The organism is uncultured Mailhella sp., assembly GCF_947631555.1.
GTDB lineage: Bacteria > Desulfobacterota > Desulfovibrionia > Desulfovibrionales > Desulfovibrionaceae > Mailhella.
Window position 1 is genome coordinate 1 of sequence record NZ_CANRLT010000060.1, and the last position, 15,805, is coordinate 15,805.

At 57.7% G+C, this 15,805-nt stretch carries 15 protein-coding genes; 8 read left to right on the forward strand and 7 right to left on the reverse strand.

Annotated features, from left to right (window positions below; genetic code table 11):
• Positions 1 to 281 precede the first annotated feature (281 nt).
• The 7 genes from Q0Z94_RS08575 to Q0Z94_RS08605 all read right to left on the reverse strand — a co-directional run bounded on the left by Q0Z94_RS08575 (position 282) and on the right by Q0Z94_RS08605 (position 5,073).
• Positions 282 to 551: a hypothetical protein gene (locus Q0Z94_RS08575; protein WP_298068767.1), complete on the reverse strand. Its 270-nt coding sequence runs from the start codon at positions 549 to 551 to the stop codon at positions 282 to 284.
• A gap of 290 nt (positions 552 to 841) precedes the next feature.
• The gene (locus Q0Z94_RS08580; RefSeq protein WP_298068769.1) at positions 842 to 1,003 is read right to left on the reverse strand and encodes a hypothetical protein; all 162 of its coding nucleotides are present in this window, start codon (positions 1,001 to 1,003) and stop codon (positions 842 to 844) included.
• A 398-nt stretch (positions 1,004 to 1,401) separates the two neighbouring features.
• A complete protein-coding gene (locus tag Q0Z94_RS08585) occupies positions 1,402 to 1,557 on the reverse strand; it encodes a hypothetical protein (protein WP_298068771.1) in 156 nt (51 codons plus the stop codon).
• Between the two features lie 477 nt (positions 1,558 to 2,034).
• The gene (locus Q0Z94_RS08590) at positions 2,035 to 2,304 is read right to left on the reverse strand and encodes a hypothetical protein (RefSeq protein WP_298068767.1); all 270 of its coding nucleotides are present in this window, start codon (positions 2,302 to 2,304) and stop codon (positions 2,035 to 2,037) included.
• A gap of 290 nt (positions 2,305 to 2,594) precedes the next feature.
• A complete protein-coding gene (locus Q0Z94_RS08595) occupies positions 2,595 to 2,756 on the reverse strand; it encodes a hypothetical protein (RefSeq protein WP_298068769.1) in 162 nt (53 codons plus the stop codon).
• A 628-nt stretch (positions 2,757 to 3,384) separates the two neighbouring features.
• On the reverse strand, positions 3,385 to 3,555 hold the full coding sequence (locus Q0Z94_RS08600) for a hypothetical protein (protein ID WP_298068773.1): 171 nt from the start codon (positions 3,553 to 3,555) through the stop codon (positions 3,385 to 3,387).
• A 783-nt stretch (positions 3,556 to 4,338) separates the two neighbouring features.
• On the reverse strand, positions 4,339 to 5,073 hold the full coding sequence (locus Q0Z94_RS08605; protein ID WP_298068775.1) for a S24 family peptidase: 735 nt from the start codon (positions 5,071 to 5,073) through the stop codon (positions 4,339 to 4,341).
• A gap of 1,405 nt (positions 5,074 to 6,478) precedes the next feature.
• Here Q0Z94_RS08605 and Q0Z94_RS08610 point away from each other — a divergent pair.
• The 8 genes from Q0Z94_RS08610 (at position 6,479) to Q0Z94_RS08645 (ending at position 15,770) form a co-directional block, all read left to right on the forward strand.
• Positions 6,479 to 7,540, forward strand: a complete 1,062-nt coding sequence (locus Q0Z94_RS08610) for a DUF6291 domain-containing protein (RefSeq protein WP_298068777.1) — start codon at positions 6,479 to 6,481, stop codon at positions 7,538 to 7,540.
• Complete coding sequence (locus Q0Z94_RS08615) at positions 7,540 to 8,175, forward strand: hypothetical protein (protein WP_298068779.1); 636 nt, start codon at positions 7,540 to 7,542, stop codon at positions 8,173 to 8,175. Before Q0Z94_RS08610 ends, Q0Z94_RS08615 begins: the two co-directional genes overlap by 1 nt.
• Positions 8,172 to 8,567, forward strand: a complete 396-nt coding sequence (locus tag Q0Z94_RS08620; protein WP_298068781.1) for a hypothetical protein — start codon at positions 8,172 to 8,174, stop codon at positions 8,565 to 8,567. Before Q0Z94_RS08615 ends, Q0Z94_RS08620 begins: the two co-directional genes overlap by 4 nt.
• A 138-nt stretch (positions 8,568 to 8,705) precedes the next feature.
• Complete coding sequence (locus Q0Z94_RS08625; protein ID WP_298068783.1) at positions 8,706 to 9,044, forward strand: hypothetical protein; 339 nt, start codon at positions 8,706 to 8,708, stop codon at positions 9,042 to 9,044.
• 123 nt (positions 9,045 to 9,167) lie between these two features.
• Positions 9,168 to 10,523, forward strand: coding sequence for a hypothetical protein (locus tag Q0Z94_RS08630; protein WP_298068784.1), 1,356 nt, complete (start codon positions 9,168 to 9,170; stop codon positions 10,521 to 10,523).
• A 2-nt stretch (positions 10,524 to 10,525) separates the two neighbouring features.
• Entirely contained in the window at positions 10,526 to 12,517 is a 1,992-nt protein-coding gene (locus Q0Z94_RS08635; RefSeq protein WP_298068786.1) for a hypothetical protein, read from the forward strand.
• Positions 12,517 to 15,114 carry an SNF2-related protein gene (locus Q0Z94_RS08640; protein ID WP_298068788.1) on the forward strand — a complete coding sequence of 866 codons (2,598 nt, stop codon included), beginning with the start codon at positions 12,517 to 12,519 and terminating at the stop codon, positions 15,112 to 15,114. The genes Q0Z94_RS08635 and Q0Z94_RS08640 overlap by 1 nt, the downstream gene beginning before the upstream one ends.
• Positions 15,115 to 15,359: 245 nt before the next feature.
• A complete protein-coding gene (locus Q0Z94_RS08645; RefSeq protein ID WP_298068790.1) occupies positions 15,360 to 15,770 on the forward strand; it encodes a helix-turn-helix domain-containing protein in 411 nt (136 codons plus the stop codon).
• Positions 15,771 to 15,805 lie beyond the last annotated feature (35 nt).

Consider the following 15,805-nt stretch of genomic DNA (forward strand, 5'->3'; position numbering starts at 1 on the left):
CGCTCTCGTTGCCACCGCCCGCCGCAGCGCGTGCTTTTCTGCCCGCTTTCCGTAAAAAAAGCCGCCCGGCGGGACGGTCCTGATAAAGGAAAAGGCTCCCGCATGAATGCGAGAGCCTTACGGTGCACCAACCGCACGATGATCAGCCGTGCGGATTCAGACCCATGTGAACGCGAACGGCGGGGCGGACTACCTGGGTTCGTCACCCTTGTTCCGATAGCGCAGATACACATAGGCTGCGACAACAGTACCACCCACAAGAAGAGTTACATAGTAGGCAGTCATTTTTTGCCTCCTCTTGAAGGAAGACTGAGACCGTGGAACCATGCGCCTATGCCGATAAAGTAGGCGCCGCTCAGAGTTCCAAGCTGCCAGTCATCCGTGCGAAAAAATGCAGTAGCCACAAGAGCAACGCCGATCATTCCGAAAATATTTGACCAGTATTTAAGCCTTCTTTCATCCGCACTCCCTGCTTTCAAGGTATCCATTGCCGGGATTTTGGCAAGGAGGATTTCCCAGGCCGCCGGCCTTGACTCGCTTTCTTCCGGCAAAAAAGGCCGCCCGGCGGACGGCCCTGATAAAAAGGAAAGGCGGCTCGCGGCCGCCAGGGAGATAGAGGAATCGGGCTAGTTAATCCAGCCCCGCTTGATACCAAGGAAAACGAAAATGACGATGGCAGCAAGCGCCAGGCCTGCGCTCATCGTTCCGATGTTCATCCTGCGACTCCTTTTGTCAGTGCCTTGGCTCTGCGGTCAGCGCTGCTTTACATGATCCCTGCTCATCAGGAAGAAGCCGGCAATAGCAAGAACGCCAACGATAATGGTAAGCAGTCCCCAGACGGTCATGTTCGATCCTCCGCGGTGAAGACAAAACTCAAGACAAGGCATACGGCACCAAGATACAACCCGCTGTCATTTCCTTGAAACAGGCCGACAGCCAGGCTGGCAACGCCAATTTTTTCCAGCATATCGGCAATGCGCTTGAGCCTGTTTTTGATTTTCATTCCGTCCTTCCCCCGCTTTCAACGTATCCATTGCCCGGAATTTTGGCAAGGACAAACGCCAGATTTCCCAGGTAGAGCCGGGGACAAGCGTCCCCGGCCCGATGCCGTTTCAGGGCGGAGGACGCCGGGATTTTGCGGATTGAGCCTGGCTGATGCTGGCGGGATGAGCTTGACGCCGTCCACCCTGCGGCGCTCTCGTTGCCAGCGCCCGCCGCAGCGTGTGCTTTTCTGCCCGCTTTCCGTAAAAAAAAGCCGCCCGGCGGGACGGCCACGGCAAAAAGAAAAGGCGGCTCCACGCCGCCCATGTAGTTACGTTTATTTTACCCAGCCTTGCCGGTATCCGATGTAAACGAATACGGCAACGATGGTCATGACAACGCCGATAATTGATGCGGTACTCATTTTTTTCCTCCTGCAAGCTCATGGAAGATGTAACCCAGAAAGATAAGCCACACTCCCCAAAGAATAGCAATATCCGAAGTTGGCGTTGCTACTATGGCACCGGCAAAAAGCGCAATGCCTGTGGCCTGGAAAGTCGTTACCCAATATTTCATCCGTCTGTCATTTCTCCTTCACACTCACGCCTTCAACGTATCCATTGCCCGGGATTTTGGCAAGGACAAACGTCAGATTTCCTAGGTGGAGCAGGGGACAAGCGCCCCCGGCCTGAGGTCGTTTCAGGGCGGAGGACGCCGGGATTTTGCGGGCTGTGATCCTTGCGGGATGAGCCTGGCGCCGTCCGCCCATGGGCGCTCTCGTTGCCACCGCCCGCCGCAGCGCGTGCTTTTCTGCCCGCTTTCCGTAAAAAAAGCCGCCCGGCGGGACGGTCCTGATAAAGGAAAAGGCTCCCGCATGAATGCGAGAGCCTTACGGTGCACCAACCGCACGATGATCAGCCGTGCGGATTCAGACCCATGTGAACGCGAACGGCGGGGCGGACTACCTGGGTTCGTCACCCTTGTTCCGATAGCGCAGATACACATAGGCTGCGACAACAGTACCACCCACAAGAAGAGTTACATAGTAGGCAGTCATTTTTTGCCTCCTCTTGAAGGAAGACTGAGACCGTGGAACCATGCGCCTATGCCGATAAAGTAGGCGCCGCTCAGAGTTCCAAGCTGCCAGTCATCCGTGCGAAAAAATGCAGTAGCCACAAGAGCAACGCCGATCATTCCGAAAATATTTGACCAGTATTTAAGCCTTCTTTCATCCGCACTCCCTGCTTTCAAGGTATCCATTGCCGGGATTTTGGCAAGGAGGATTTCCCAGGCCGCCGGCCTTGACTCGCTTTCTTCCGGCAAAAAAGGCCGCCCGGCGGACGGCCCTGATAAAAAGGAAAGGCGGCTCGCGGCCGCCAGGGAGATAGAGGAATCGGGCTAGTTAATCCAGCCCCGCTTGATACCAAGGAAAACGAAAATGACGATGGCAGCAAGCGCCAGGCCTGCGCTCATCGTTCCGATGTTCATCCTGCGACTCCTTTTGTCAGTGCCTTGGCTCTGCGGTCAGCGCTGCTTTACATGATCCCTGCTCATCAGGAAGAAGCCGGCAATAGCAAGAACGCCAACGATAATGGTAAGCAGTCCCCAGACGGTCATGTTCGATCCTCCGCGGTGAAGACAAAACTCAAGACAAGGCATACGGCACCAAGATACAACCCGCTGTCATTTCCTTGAAACAGGCCGACAGCCAGGCTGGCAACGCCAATTTTTTCCAGCATATCGGCAATGCGCTTGAGCCTGTTTTTGATTTTCATTCCGTCCTTCCCCCGCTTTCAACGTATCCATTGCCCGGAATTTTGGCAAGGACAAACGCCAGATTTCCCAGGTAGAGCCGGGGACAAGCGTCCCCGGCCCGATGCCGTTTCAGGGCGGAGGACGCCGGGATTTTGCGGATTGAGCCTGGCTGATGCTGGCGGGATGAGCTTGACGCCGTCCACCCTGCGGCGCTCTCGTTGCCACCGCCCGCCGCAGCGCGTGCTTTTCTGCCCGCTTTCCGTAAAAAAGGCCGCCCGGCGGACGGCCACGGTAAAGGAAAAGGCCCCCGCATGAATGCGAGAGCCTTACGGCGCACCGACCGCACGATGATCAGCCGTGCGGATTCAAACCCACGTCGAACGCGAACGGTGGGGCGGACTATGTCAGCTGTGCATCAAAGCCATGACAGCCATGGGAAGCGCGGTCTGTGACGTAACTATCCCTCGTGGAAACCATTTCGGACATGGCAGTAACCTGTGCCCGTACAAGAGCATCAGCCTGTTCCTGAGACATACTGGCTTCTTGTTGCCAGTGCCGTGGTTCTGCGGTTAGTTCTGTTTGGCCGACTTGCGGGCGGCGTAAATACCGATGGCCGCAATCCCGGTGATAACAAGAATAATAATGGAGTTAATCATGATTCATGCTCCATGCGATAAAAAGTGCCGCGGCTGCGGTTCCTATACCTATTGCCAATACAGGCCATAGTTTTTGTTCGTACAAGGTCAACCCAATGCCGATAACGGCAAGGTTCGACAAAATCCCTTCAGCACATTTTGCAACAGCTTTCCAGCGGTTCATCCGTCCCCCCGCCTTCAACGTATCCATTGCCCGGGATTTTGGCAAGGACAAACGCCAGATTTCCCAGGTGGAGCAGGGGACAAGCGCCCCCGGCCTGAGGTCGTTTCAGGGCGGACAGCGCCGGGGCCTTGCGGGCCGATCCTAGCGGGATGAGCCTTGCGGGATGAGCCTGGCGCCGTCCACCCTGCGGCGCTCTCGTTGCCACCGCCCGCCGCCTTCCGGCCTGCCGCACCGCATGCGGCCATTCTTGCGGGAACCCCCTGCCGGGCTGCTGTCTTGTGGGCTTTCTCCCTGCCGTCGTGTGCTTTCCCGCTGCATCCGCGTTTGCGGCCGCTTGCGGCTTGCCGTGCTCGGTACGCTTCGCCCCTTTCGGAACGGATCCAGGTACTTGCCGCCTTTCGCGGAACTGTTCGCTGGATTGTCGTTTCAGGGAGGATAATAGACAAAAAAATTATTCAGGTCAATAAAAATATACAAGAGTATAAAATATCCTTAGACCACCGGAGGCGCGGGCGTACGCGTCTGGCAATAGCCGGGAGTTTGTTTACTTGCCTTTCCCGGCCTTAACCGCTCCGGCGGCGTGACCATGTTCGCAGGCGAAGCCTGACGAACACGCCGCCTCCGCTATCAGCTCGCTGACGCTCGCCGCTCCGCAGGTTGAGGAAGGGGGAGCGCCTCCGGCGGTTAGGGATGTGGCCAGCGGATGCCTTTCGCCGAACTGGAAGTTCGGCGCTCTTCGCGCTTTTCCGGCAGGAAAAGCAAGAGGCCTTTCCTGCGTTTTCCCTACTTGCCCTTCATATCGGACCATGCCCAGACCACGCGGCCCACGATGCAGCGTTCAAAATCGCCGCCGAAGTCGTTCTGGAGGCTGTAGATCTGGGGAGGGTTTTCGAGGGCGTTGTCGGAGTAGTAGGTGATGCGGCAGTCCTTTTTCAGGTCGGTGACGGAGACGCGCTTGATCATGCCGGAGCCGTCCATGGGGTCGAGGACGAGCATCATGTGGCCGGGCTGGCTGACGTCGCGGTCGTCGCGGTCCACGAGCACGATGTCGCCGGGGTTCAGGGTGGGGCGCATGGAGGTGGAGGCCGGGCCGATTTCCACGGCGATGAGGTTGCGCCGGTAGCGCACGGCGGCCTGATGCTTGTAGACGAGGAACCAGCTCTTGATTTCTTCCTGCGGCAGATAGCCGGGACCGGCGCCGGCCTCGCCCACCAGCGGGGCGGCCATGTAGTCGAGGGCCGCGGGCGGCGCGGCGTGTTCTCCGGCCGGGGCGAGGCGCGCATCCACAAAGCAGACGTCACGCCCGGCGTCATGATGCGCAAGGGAGAGCGAAGCCCCCAGCCTGTTCAGGATGGGAGAGATCTTCGACAGCGTGGGAACGCGATCCCCGCGGAGCCACTTGTGCAGGTTGTCGCCGGTAATGCCCCAGGCCTGCGAGGCGCGTGAGACGTTGCCGTTGAACTCGGTCTCCACCGCCTGCCGGATAAGCTCCATGACGTGCTGTGCGAAATCTTCCATGTCTCCATCCTCGGCCGGTTCATCTGCCGACCTTCCCCGCTCGCTTACCGCAACCATGCGCACCGGGCAAAGCCCGATTGCGCGCGGCAAGCTCGCTATCAGCTCGCTGACGCTCGCGCCGACTACCCCGCTCCGGCGGCGTGACCATGTTCGCAGGCGGAGCCTGACGAACACGCCGCCTTCGCTATCTGCTCGCTGACGCTCGCTGCCGACTTACCCCGCTCCGGCGGCGTGACCATGTTCGCAGGCGGAGCCTGACGAACACGCCGCCTTCGCTATCAGCTCGCTGACGCTCGCTGCTCCGCAGGTTGCGGAAAGGGGAGCGGCTCCTCATCCGCCGGAGGCACACGCGGCAGCGCGTTTGGAGCGACGCGGTTTTCCCCGTTTTACCGCCTTGTCCATCGCTTTTCCTCTGAAAGGGCGAGGTTTCAGCTTCTAAAATTTTTGCTGAAAAAATAGCTAGTTGTCAAATATTAATTTTTGTCTAAAAATTTCTTGCCTAGATTTATACATTTGTATATTTTTTAACCCGGCAAACGTGCTGCCGCGCACCCTGCGTCCCCCAGGCGTTTGCTTACTTGCCTTTCCCTTCCTTATCCGCCGGAGGCGCGAGCGTTAGCGAGCTTGGAGCGACGATTACCCTTCTCGCCGCTCCACAGGTTGAGAAAGGGGGAGCGCCTCCCTAACCGCCGGAGGCACGGCGCGTGCGCCGCTGATAGCGAGCAGGCCGCGCGCAATCGGGCTTTGCCCGTTGCGCATCCTTGCGGCCAGCGAGCGGGGAAGGTCGAGCGGAAGAAAGGACACGCGGAGCGCGGCCGAGGGCAGCGAAGGAAGGAGTTTGTTAACTTGCTTTTCCCTTCCTTAAACCGCCGGAGGCACGCGCGGTAGCGCGTTTGGAGCGACGACCCCGCGCTGGCTGGAAAGCCAGCATGGAGGCGGGCGAGGAGCGGAAGAAAGGACACGCGGAGCGCCTCCTTAACCGCCGGAGGCGCGGCGTGTACGCCGCTGATAGCGAGCAGGCCGCGCACAATCGGGCTTCGCCCGTTGTGCCTCCTTGCGGCCAGCGAGCGGGGTGGTCGGCAGCGAAGCTGCACGAGGCGCGATCCCGTCAGACGTGGTCGAAGGGTGCCTTTCGCCGAACTGGAAGTTCGGCTGCCTTTGGCGTTTTTCCGGCAGGAAAAACAAGATGCCTTTCTTGCCTTTTCTGCCTTTCACCGCCTCCGGCGGTTAGGGATGAGGTCGAAGGGTGCCTTTCGCCGAACTGGAAGTTCGGCTGTCTTTGGCGCTTTTCCGGCAGGAAAAGCAAGATGTATTTCCTGCCTTTCCCACACATCTTTTCCGGCAGGAAAAGCCAGATGCCTTTCCTGCCTTCCCTCCCCAAAAAAAAGCACTCAAAGGAGAACACATGACAGAGGTCAAGGGAATCTTGCTGAGAGAGGAGACGGTGGACGCGATGCTGGCGCTTTCGGACGAGCAGCGCGGGCGGCTGGTGCTGGCGTTTTTTGCGGCGTCCGGTCTGTGCGACGCCCCCAGGCTCGACACCATGACGCAGATGGCCTTTGTCTGCCTTGCGCCCAGTGTGCGCCGTGCCCAGAACGAGGCGAACCGGCGCAGGCTGGTCAACAGCGAGAACGGCAGAAAGGGCGGCCGCCCGTCACGGACGCAGAACGGAGAAGCCGCGCAGAACGGCAAAGGCAAGGAGGACGCCCGGAGCAGGAAAAAGGCGCAGGGCGCGGAAGCCACGGAGGGCGAACTCCTGTCCGAAGCCGCGCCGGACCTGGAGGACAGAGCGCAGGGCACAGAAGCGGCGGCAGGGGACGCGGCGGCTCAGGGCGCGGACCGTGCGGAATCCGGCGCGCACACGGAAAACGCGGCTTTGGGGGAAAGCGGCGGGCTTTGCGAAAAAGCGGCCGGTTTCAGCGCAAGCGAGGGGTTTTCTGAAAAAGCGATGGGTTTCGGCAAAAGCGGCGGGTTTTGCGAAAACCTAAACCAAACCAAGCCAATCCAAACCAAACCAAGCCAGGCGAAGCCAAACCAGGGGGAAGAGAGTACCCCCCTTGCCCCCCGGCGGGGGGAACGGCGCACACGCCGGGAGCGTTTCACTCCGCCCACGCTGGAGCAGGTTCAGGCCTACTGCGCGGAACAGGGCAGCGGGATCAGCGCCGAGCGCTTTGTGAATTACTACGCCGCTCAAGGCTGGAGGCTCAGCAACGGCCAGCCCATGCGGGACTGGAAAGCGGCCGTGCGCATCTGGGAAAACCGGGACGCGGCGTCGCCTGACGGCCGCTTCGGGCACAGAGGCGGTGCGCCGGGGGCGGGCGAGATAGGCCGGTCCGGCGGCCTGGGCTCTTTGGGCGCGTTTGGCGTTACGGGAATGCGGCTGACGGATACCGAGGCGCGGCAGCGGCATAACGACGAGGTGTGCCGGCAGGTGGCCGCGGAACTGGCGGCACGGGGAGGCTTCTGATGGCGGAGGAGACGCAGGAAAAGCTGGCGGTGCTGAACGGGCTGGCCGGGAATTTTGCGGCGGCGCTTTCACCGGAAACGGCGCGCATGTGGCTGTTTTTGCTCAAGGATTACAGCGCGCTGGAGGTGCAGGCCGCGGCGCTTGCGCTCATCCGCCGCTGCGGGAGCGACGTGGTTCCCTACCGCACCATGCCGCCTTTTGCCCTGATGCAGAAGGAGCTGGACGCGCAGACGGGCAGAGTGAGCGGCGAAGAGAACGTGCATCTTCAGGCCCGGGCCGAATGGGACGCGCTGCTCAAGGCCGTGCGGCGCTGGGGCGCGTGGCGTGAGCCGGAGCTGGAGCCGGCCACGGCCTGCGCGGTGCACGCGCTGGGCGGCTGGGAGCAGGTCTGCCGCTGGAAAATGGACGAACTGCCGTGGCGGGAGCGGGACTTTCTCCGGCTCTGGGAGCAGAGCCGCGGGCGGGAGGATACGCTTGGCCTGGGCTGCCGGGCCGTGGCGCGCCTGGCCGGGCCGCAGAGCCTCGGGGAGCTGGCGCGGGCGCGGCTCGGAGAGCGGGCGGCAAGGCCGGAACAGGCGCCAGGGAAGCGCCTCGAGAGCATCGAAACCGCGGGCACAAGGGCGCTTCGGCCATGAAGACGAAACAGCGTTTTTGCCGGCAGTGCGGCGCCCCGCTGCCTGAAGGCGCGACCGAACGCCGCCTTTACTGTTCGGTGCGCTGCCGCCGCATCTGGCAGGACGGGCGGCGCCGGGAAGAGCGGACCGAGGCGCGGGAAGTGCGCGAGGCGGAGCGCGGCTGGCTTCAGCCCGACCCCTGGGCCGCGGTGCAGACGGAGGGCGAGGAAGCCCGCTGGCTCCTGGCAGGCATCGATCCCCTGCCCGCGGGCTATGCGGAGGAGGCGGAGGCTCTGGCCGGGCCGCTTGTTGCCGCCCTGCCGCGGGAGAGGAGCGCAGTGCGCGTCCATCAGGTTCAGCCGTGCGGGGGAACGCCGGATGGCCGGAAGCAGGAGAGCGGCATGGTTGCCTGAATCCAGGGCAGCGGGCTGGAGGAGGGAAGTAAGATGAAGTGCCCGCCGTTCTCCAAAATCAGACGGTCCGGCCTTGTCAGCGGGGGAAGAATGCTTAGATTGCGGGAGACGCAAAAGAGGATTAACCGGGGAGGCTCCATGCCCAGCATGATCGTATGTATGGCTGTCAATCAGGCGTTCAAAAGCGGCAAGGTTCAGAATCTCATCAGCGATGCCACAGGCCGCTACGCCCGGATCATCAGTTTTGAAGCGCGCCGGGACGGCTATCACGCTTCGGTGCAGCTCCTTGGCTCAAGCGAGGTTCTCGACGTGACGGTGAGGGAAATCCGCGCTTCCGGCGACAAGCAGCACTTTTCCCTGCACGGCTTTGAAGCCAATCAGATATGGCTGACGCACGTTCTGGAAGATCACGTTGAGGGCCGGGAATTTCCCCTGCCGGACCTCCCAGGCCTCGGGACGGTCATCGGTATGCTGTAGGGGGGCGCTATCCAACCTCTAGGCGTTTGCTTCCCGCTTCCTTAAACCGCCGAAGCGGGGCAGTTGGTTGCGGAGTCAGTTGGCGGATGGGGCGACTGCGGATTGAAACATCGGAGGATAGGTATGAGTATTAAGTGGGGGTTGCTTGGTCCAGTGACCCTGTCAAGCCAGAGGCGGACACGCACGCTTGGCCTGGGCGCAACTGTCAGACTATTCAATGAAAAGGCTGTGCCGGGGCTGGGCGGCCTTTGGTTTGCCAAACCTCTGCTGCTGGCCCTCCTGGGAATACGGGTGGCGGAAAGGCTCCGCGATGAGGGCAAAAGCCTTTCCAATATCCAGGCCGCCAACGCGGTGGAGGCTCTGGCCTGTTGGCTGGCTTTTACCAAGAACGACTGGCAGTCCGATGCGCGTCTGCAGGGCATCAACACCCTCCCGAGAGACATAGAGGAACTCACATTCAAAAAGGCCGCGCAACGCTCCTTTTATGTCACTCAGCCCATGCGCTTAGGCACGGTTCAGGCCCTGCCGGCGCTGGGTCTGGTGAGCCAGAAAAATTCACGTTTTAACAGCTACTCCTGCAAGGAATCTTCCCCTTTCGATTCAGAAAAGTCTCTCGGAGAGACCTTTATTGAAGAAGCCACGGCTGAATTCCGCCCGAACAAGCTTTCCGTGCTGGAATTTCTGACACAATGGGCCAGAGGGGACAGACAGGCCGCAGGAACGCAGCGGAAGCTGAGGGAAGCGCTTTCCCCCCTGGAGCCGCTTCCAGAGGAGGCTCGCTACCTTTTGCGTAATAGACTCCGCCAGGGAGACGGGGGCGGGCGCCGTAAGAATATCCTGGCCTGGGCTGAGGAGATCCGCCAGGGCAGACCCTGCCCAACGTGGGATAACAGGCCGGAGTGTATCGACGAAGATCATTGGCGCGATCTCAAGGCCGGAGCGTATTTCTTCGCGCTGCAGGCCGCAGCCAACACTGCGCTTGAGTCCATGGAAACGTATATCGCCCGTCAGGAGAAACCATGCCTCTCCCTGGATGAAAAGCTTCCCGAAGAGGTGGAAGATACTCTGAACACATTGCGGGAAAAAGCCTCGGACTGCCAGAAACTTGGAGAGTATGACGGCTTGGAAAGGGCGGAAGCGAACGCTTTCATCAGGGAATGCCTCCAGGCGGATCCTTGCCTCCGCGCGTCCAGTCTTGTGAAGCGTGACGGCAGGGTTCTTTATCTTGACGGCAATGCCGTCTGTCCTGGCCCGGCTTTTGACTGGGATAACATACGAGGTAAGGAATCTGCTAATGACGGCAATGCCGTCCGTCCTGACCCGGCTTCTGACGCTTCGTTGCCGGATCCAGGGGATGAAAATGAAGAGGATACTCTCTTCCCTCCCAACATTTCTTTTCGCGTGAACAATCTCTATCGCTTATATCTGGACTTGCGGGGAGAATTGGACCAGTACCTTCATCCCGAAGAAGGAAAATAGGCATGTTATCATCCCTCATTGAGCATTTTGACGCGCCGGAAGGCTGCCTTGGACTCTTTGGATGGCTTTGCGGCTACTCGGCAGATGCGGATTTTCTTGACGAAGCGGCCACACGTTTTACCGGGCAGAACGCTTCAAGCCGTGCGTTGCAGGGGCGACTTGCCCTGGCACTCATGCTGGATCGTCACAACAGGCAAATAACGACGGTTCCCGGGGTAGCGCACCTGCCTGTCCTGCCTGACGCTCCGTTCAACCTCCTCCATGCCAAGGTGGCTCTGCTGGGCTTCAGGAAGGAAGATGATCCCGAAGATTGGTGCTTGCGCCTGCTCGTATCCACCGGCAACTGGACGCGACAAACCCTGGAGCAGAGTCTTGACCTGATCTGGCGGCTGGATCTGACTCGCAATGAGATTAACGGAGAAGATTGCGCCGATATTCGCGCGGCCTGGAATTTTTTCAAAGAGCTGCAAAAGTATTGTCAGACCAGTCTGGTCACCAGGGCCGAATGGTCTGGTCATGAAAATTTGAAGACCTTTCAGGAATGGATAGATGCCTGCGCCAGGAATGCCAAAGGTCATCCCCGTTTTTTTGATAATAGAAAAAAATCCCTGCTGGATCAGCTGGTGGAAAAAATTGCTCACGGAAGCAAGATAAGACGCAATTACCTGGCCCTTGGTTCCGGTTTTTATGAAACAGTCAGCGAGGATAAAAATGTCATGGAGGTTCCGGGGCGGATTCTGGAGAAACTGCAAGATGGGAAGCTGCTGACGAAAAATCCGGAGATGGATCTTTTCGTCAACGAGAAAAGCTGTCAGGGGGTGGCCGCTGCCTTCGCTGATCTGCGGGCGCGTGGCTTCACTATTCGCCCTCCGCACCAGCCCGAGAGTTTTGGCAAGGGCTGCCGGCGTGATTTACATGCCAAGTTCCTTTTCAGTGCAAGAGAAATGGAAAACAACAACCACTGTACCAACCCCTGGGTCTATCTGGGATCGGGAAATTTGACCCTTCCGGGCTTTACGCGGGGAATGAAGGGGTACAACCTGGAAGCCGGCGTTGTTTTTTCTCCTGGTAATAATATATATTGGTACAAGGAGGAAGCGCCTGAAGACGCCTGCGTTGTCAGCGAACTTCTTCCCTTGCAGTGGTACAACGAAATCAAAGACAGCGAGTGTCTCCAGGCTGGGGAAGGTTCTCCGCCGAAAGGCGAAGATTTTGCAGCGCCGCCCCTTGCCTGGCTTCGCTGGCAGGTTTCCGAAGACGGTGGGCAATGGCTTACCTCTGAGGAAGAGCTGCCGCCAGAGCTGGAGGAGCTGCAAGCGCAGGATCAGGGGGTTTGGCAGCCGTACCAGGAGGAAAAGAAAGGTTTTATCTGGAAGGGTCCGCAGCCGTGCCAGGTGCTCCTCCACTGGAAGAGCGCCGGGCGGGAGGCGAAGGCCCTGATCCCTGTTCTGGATCAGTACGGGCGGGTTGCCGCCAGAGAGCTTGCTCCTCTGGATCTTGCCGGCGTCTGGGGCGAGCTGGCTGATTTTCCGCGTCCTCCCGCAGAAGAGGAAAGTGAGCTGGAAGAGCTGGATAATGAGCAGGATAGTTGGGGGCAGAATGACCATGCTCCCGAGGACAAACCCGGGGGGCCTCTCCATTCCGATCGGGCCACTCCTATACGCGAAATGATGGAACTTCTGGAAAATATTGCGGAAAGGCAAACGTCGCTCCCAAAGGGGGATTGGAAGATGTGGTGCCAATGCCTTGAGCCGACCCTGTGTCGCTGCGGCGGGAGTGAACCTGTCCGTTATTTTCGGGAAGAACTGAAGCTGAATCCCCTCTATCCCCTGTATCAGGCTCCCTTCCGGCCGGATTTCGCCGCCTGCAGCGCCTCCGAGGAAAGTCAGTTTTACGAGGAGTGCCTGCACCGCATCGAGAAAAACTGGAAGGTCGAGGGGCTTGCCCCGCTGGGTGGAAACAATGCCCCTGAGGCCAGAGAGGAGAAGGTGTGATGCCATTGGAAGAAAAAAGCTGGACTACATGCGTTGCCCCGCATCTGGAGAAGCTTGCGAAAAATCCCCCGTTTCCCCTGAAAGAGGGGCAAAAAGCCAGCCTGCGGGCCATAGCCGAACATCTGCCACAGAACGGCGTGATTCTTGCCGACGAGGTCGGCATGGGCAAAACCCGTGTAGCAGCCTGTCTTGCCCTGGCGGTGCAGAAGGCCGGTGGCAGGGTCGCTATTCTGGTGCCTCCTGGCCTGGGCTACCAGTGGAATGAAGAGCTGCGTCAGGTGGGGGTGCAGGCTCCGCCTCTTCTGCGAACATTCATTCAATATCTGGAGGCCTGGAGCGATCCGAAAAATTCGCGCCCCTGGTTTGACCAGAGTATTCTTGTTATCTCCCACCGGTTTACCAATTGGAGGCTTCGCAAGGATGCGGCTTTCTGGAAATGGCATCTGCTGCCCGAAGTCTATGCACATTGGCGAAAAAAGAATTACAGCAGGTGGCCAAGAGGTTACCACAAGGATCGTGACAAGTATCGTGACAGGGATAAATGGGTTCAAGCCGCAGCCGAAGACATTGCGGAAAAATACAATGACAGGCTTGACGCTATTCTGACTACGGTTCAGTGGAACGGCGAACTTCTTAACGGAGCAAACTACGGCAAGGGCGGAGATTTTCGTAGCCTCCTGGAGCAGGTTGCAGGATTCGGCCTGGGATTTTTTGATTTGATTATCATTGACGAGGCTCACAAGGCCAGAGGGATGGAAACCTGCCTCTCTACCCTGCTGGAGCGTGTTGTGCAACCCTCTGACTGCGTGCGGCGTCTCGCCATGACGGCGACTCCCATTGAGTTGTACAATGAGCAGTGGGAGCCGATGCTGAAACGCATCGGGGTTAATGATGAGGGAACCATTCAGAAGATTACGAAACGCATCAAGAACTACCAGCAAGCCGTAGACAAGCTGCGTCTGCGGCCAGACGAAAAGGCTTGCCGCAAGGCCTTTGCAACGGCGTCAAAAGACTATCAGGACGCATTGAGACATTATCTCCTGCGCCGTAACAAGCGCGAGGAAGAAAGCATCAAAAATTTTCAGGAGTTGAGTGGGGAAGAGTATTATGCCTATCGAAGCTGGGAGAAGATCGAAATAGCCCCCTCCGGGCAGACACAGGTATGGAAGGAGGCCATTTGTGCGGCTGAAGCCATGTCCTTCTGCGCCCGGGGGCATAGAAACGACGAAAATGCTGCCCAAAAAGGGAAAGATAAAGCCCTGTGGCTCACCGTGGCCAACGGGCACGGTCTGGCGTATATACTGGATGAGAAAAATATCAAGCCTGTTCAGGAGCAAAATAAACGCGAGACTAGGTTAAACTGGTGGCTGAAGGTGCTGGGCCGCAATTTTGCCAATGGGGATGACGTGCTTTTTTCGCACCCGGCCATTCTGGCCGCAGTGAACAAGATAGAAGAACTAAGCAAGGCAGGCGAAAAAGTTCTGGTTTTTGGGCGTTTCAACCGTCCTCTGCAAGCACTTACCCGGCTTCTCAACGCGCGGGAAATGCTGCGCGCTCTTGATGAAGGACGTCCCTGGCCTCAATCCAAAGTCAGGGAGGAAGAGAAAGCCGCCGTTGCCGCAGCCTGGAGCCAGCTCAAGAAGGGGAAGGAGTTCAAGCTCGAGCTGATGAATGAAAAGCTGAAAGACCAGTACGAAAAGCTTGAGAATCAGAGAAGCGCCTATCCCGAAAAGCTTATGGGAAAAATTAAGGAAGGTTTGTCTGAAAATGAACGGTATTCCGAATTTTTCCATAAATTTCAAAATGATAAAGAAATACGAAAGTATCTGATCAGAGCCATGCAACAGATGATTGGTCTGGATCTGACGGAGCTTAAGCCTGCTGACTGCGCCAGGGCCTTTGAGGAAATCGTGGGTGCTGCAAGAGATCCTGAAAAGGTTTCCGACCTAGTGGAGGACAGCGAGGAAGCGGAAGACAAGAGCAGCCCTGAATGGGAAAGCATCCGCCAGAGGCTGAAGGATGCGTATAATGATGAAGACTATGTAGAGAGAGCCACCGGAGACCGTGGAGTCCGATATGTAGGGAGAGCCACATACGCCCGATTCATGTGGGGTGAAACGGAAATACCGGCCAGGCGCTTTCTGCAGGCGGCCTTCAACAATGAACGGAGCAGTCTGAAGGTACTTGTGGCCCAGTCTCTGGTTGCCCAGGAAGGACTCAACCTGCACCGGGCCTGTCGGAATGTGCTTATTCTGCATCCGGTTTGGAATCCGGGCACACTGGAACAGCAAATCGGACGTATCGACCGCATCGGAAGCTTATGGGAGCAAAAATTAACGAACTACAGGAAACAAAGGAAAAAGGAGGGCAAAAAAGAAAATCCTGCGCAGGACATTCCCCGGCTGCGTGTACACGCCGTTATCTTTAAGGATACCTATGACGAGCACAACTGGGAGGTTCTCCTGGAGCGCTGCGCGAATCTGCAAGCCCAGCTGAACGGCATCATTCTCACGTCCAAGGAAGTGCCTCTTGATATCAGGAACGAGATCAACTCTCAGGCTCCCAACTTTTCACCGAGTCAGGCGAACAGAGGCTGAACTGCCAGGACTACCGGGGAAATACTGAAGCCGGAAAGCGCTGATTAAAGCACTTCCTTTTCATAAGCATGGCTTGCTTCCCGCTCACCGCCGTTTCCCTCCGGGGCTGCAAGCGCCATTATATTGTAGAGTCTAGCCGTTGCCATAAACATCACCTTCCTTGTCAAAAATTCCGAGACGCTGACTTTTATAATGACAAGTGTTTGAGATTATGCTATCTTTCAAAAAAAACGGAGGGTACCGGGATGCATTGCCGTAAATGCGGTTCTGAGGCTTTTGTTAAAAATGGGTTTGTCGCTGGAGTTCAACGTTATAAATGTAAGGAATGTGGATTCCAGTTTACGCGGGAAACTCCTCATGGAAAACCAATGAAGGATAAAATCCTTGCCCTTGTTCTTTATCTTTCCGGGCTATCCATGACTATGATCGGAAAAATTATCGGCGTGAGCACTCAAAGCGTTATGAGATGGATAAAGATGTTTTATGACAAATTTGCCGAAAATGAATCCCAGGCAAATATTGAAGAAATAGAAGTTGATGAAATGGTTTCCTATATCAATAAAAAAAAGATCACATCCGGATCTGGAAAGCTCTTGATCATAACACTCGAAAACTTATCGGCTGGCAATGTGGTGATCGTAGTTCCAAAACCTTAACTGATTTTTTTGACAGACTTAATGTATGGCGAGCT

Bases quoted from the DNA above. Each gene is read 5' to 3' on its own strand.
- Q0Z94_RS08580 (WP_298068769.1), bottom strand. From the start codon at position 1,003: ATGAAAATCAAAAACAGGCTCAAGCGCATTGCCGATATGCTGGAAAAA.
- Q0Z94_RS08585 (WP_298068771.1), bottom strand. From the start codon at position 1,557: ATGAAATATTGGGTAACGACTTTCCAGGCCACAGGCATTGCGCTTTTT.
- Q0Z94_RS08595 (WP_298068769.1), bottom strand. From the start codon at position 2,756: ATGAAAATCAAAAACAGGCTCAAGCGCATTGCCGATATGCTGGAAAAA.
- Q0Z94_RS08600 (WP_298068773.1), bottom strand. From the start codon at position 3,555: ATGAACCGCTGGAAAGCTGTTGCAAAATGTGCTGAAGGGATTTTGTCG.
- Q0Z94_RS08605 (WP_298068775.1), bottom strand. From the start codon at position 5,073: ATGGAAGATTTCGCACAGCACGTCATGGAGCTTATCCGGCAGGCGGTG.
- Q0Z94_RS08610 (WP_298068777.1), top strand. From the start codon at position 6,479: ATGACAGAGGTCAAGGGAATCTTGCTGAGAGAGGAGACGGTGGACGCG.
- Q0Z94_RS08615 (WP_298068779.1), top strand. From the start codon at position 7,540: ATGGCGGAGGAGACGCAGGAAAAGCTGGCGGTGCTGAACGGGCTGGCC.
- Q0Z94_RS08620 (WP_298068781.1), top strand. From the start codon at position 8,172: ATGAAGACGAAACAGCGTTTTTGCCGGCAGTGCGGCGCCCCGCTGCCT.
- Q0Z94_RS08625 (WP_298068783.1), top strand. From the start codon at position 8,706: ATGCCCAGCATGATCGTATGTATGGCTGTCAATCAGGCGTTCAAAAGC.
- Q0Z94_RS08630 (WP_298068784.1), top strand. From the start codon at position 9,168: ATGAGTATTAAGTGGGGGTTGCTTGGTCCAGTGACCCTGTCAAGCCAG.
- Q0Z94_RS08635 (WP_298068786.1), top strand. From the start codon at position 10,526: ATGTTATCATCCCTCATTGAGCATTTTGACGCGCCGGAAGGCTGCCTT.
- Q0Z94_RS08640 (WP_298068788.1), top strand. From the start codon at position 12,517: ATGCCATTGGAAGAAAAAAGCTGGACTACATGCGTTGCCCCGCATCTG.
- Q0Z94_RS08645 (WP_298068790.1), top strand. From the start codon at position 15,360: ATGCATTGCCGTAAATGCGGTTCTGAGGCTTTTGTTAAAAATGGGTTT.